This is a genomic window from uncultured Agitococcus sp., assembly GCF_937920075.1.
In the GTDB taxonomy this organism is placed as follows: Bacteria; Pseudomonadota; Gammaproteobacteria; order Pseudomonadales; family Moraxellaceae; genus Agitococcus.
This window is the reverse complement of record NZ_CALETI010000088.1, coordinates 1-1,717: the sequence shown is the minus strand read 5'-3', so window position 1 is coordinate 1,717 and position 1,717 is coordinate 1. Positions and strand designations below refer to the sequence as shown.

The window sequence follows — 1,717 nt, the reverse complement described above, 5'->3', positions numbered from 1 at the left end:
GTGACGGCAAAGCAACAGCAGAGCAATTTAAGCAATCTTTTGATGATTTATTTGCAAATAAAGATGCCGTTATTGCTGAGTTAAACGCTTTAACAAAAGACCAACTTTTTAAAGAAGGAGGTTATAACATCCAATATCGCTATAAAAACGATAAGAAATCAGTTATTGCCGAGGCTGTTTATCGTGAAATGATTGGGCGTTATTCGCTTAGCCGAGGTATTTCCTATGGCATGGGCAAAAACAGCTATGAAAATGCTGTTAAGAAGATGGTTGATGATACTGACCAAGCACGCTTAGATGATTTTGCCAAAGAATATAAGCAAATGATTGATGACCGCGCTAAGGAAATAACTGAAAAAGCCGAAGCGTTAAAGAACCCACAAACCTTAGAAGATTACCGTAATTTAATGCGCTCAAAAATGGCAGACGGCAGTACACGTCAAGAAGCTTTTTTGAGCTTAACGCCTGAGCAGCGAATCAAATATGATGAACTGGAAGCCGAAAGCACCAAGGAAACACGAGAAGCTAAGAAACGCGCCTTACAATCAACCATTAACACAGCATCTCAGACCACAACTGGAACCATTATCGAAACAAAGCATACGCGAGATGGTTATGACTTGTTTGTGGTGCAGTTATCAGACCGTTTAAGCACCGATGATTACAAACAAGTTTTGTCTGAGGCCAAGCGTTTAGGTGGTTGGTACAGTAGCTTTAGAGGCAATGGCGCAATTGCTGGATTCCAATTCAAAGACAAAGGTTCGGCAGAGGCGTTTTTAGCACTTGCAGGCGGTGACACCACGGCAGCAAAAGAGCAAATAGACGCTAAGATTGATGCCTTTGAAGATAACCGCAGTCAAACAGCAGTTGAACGCTTACAAGCCATGTCTGATAAATTAGAGGAAAAGGCTAATGAAGAACTTAACCGAGACCGTTTAGCCAATACAGCACGCAGAGCAAGATTTGCAGCATCAGCAGAATTTGCAGCACGCTCTCAAATTGCTTTGGCCAAGACCATGCGTAACATTGCTGATGCAATCAGTAGTGGAAAAGCTAAGTTTTTAGATAATATCCGCATGAAAACGGATGTTGAGGCATTGCAAAACTATATTTCAACCGCAAAAGACAACGAAATTCGAGCAAAGTATAAAACCTATGCTGAGCAAGAAAAACGTAAAGGACAGCCAGCAACAGTAGAAACAGCCGACTTTGCGACTTACCCATCCTACACCTTGTATCGTTCAGACTTAGCCATGCTTGGCCGAAAACTATTAGAGATTGAAGGTCTCAAGAAGTTTGGCCAACAGATTATGGCGGTTGCTGATGATGTGAGCGATGCTTATCTTGAGTTTGCAAAAAAGAATTTGCCTCAAGTTTCGCGCTTTTCAAAAGGTGATTCATCTTTAGCAACATTCTCTAGTAAAGATATAGCTGAACGCTCAATTCGTAAAAGCGGATTAACAGGAAAAGCTATCGTCCTACAAGTTAAACGTGGCGAAAACATTATTATTTTAAGCCCAAGCGAAGCAATTAACCTAAAAGTTTGGGAAGGTGATGCAGACAAACGTATTACTTTAAAGCGTGAGTTTGGTAATGATTTGGTTAATGCTGTTGGTCGTAGAGCAGGAAAGAACAACAATCTATTACCTTATCAATTCCAGCTTAACTATGACAAGTTTAAAGCATTATCACGCATGGGTATTGAAACGCCTAGTGA

General features: G+C 40.8%; 1 protein-coding gene. It reads left to right on the top strand.

Features of this window, described 5'->3' with window-relative positions; genetic code table 11:
- The coding region (locus Q0212_RS03265; protein ID WP_297922160.1) for a hypothetical protein at positions 1–1,717 on the top strand (1,717 nt) is incomplete at both ends.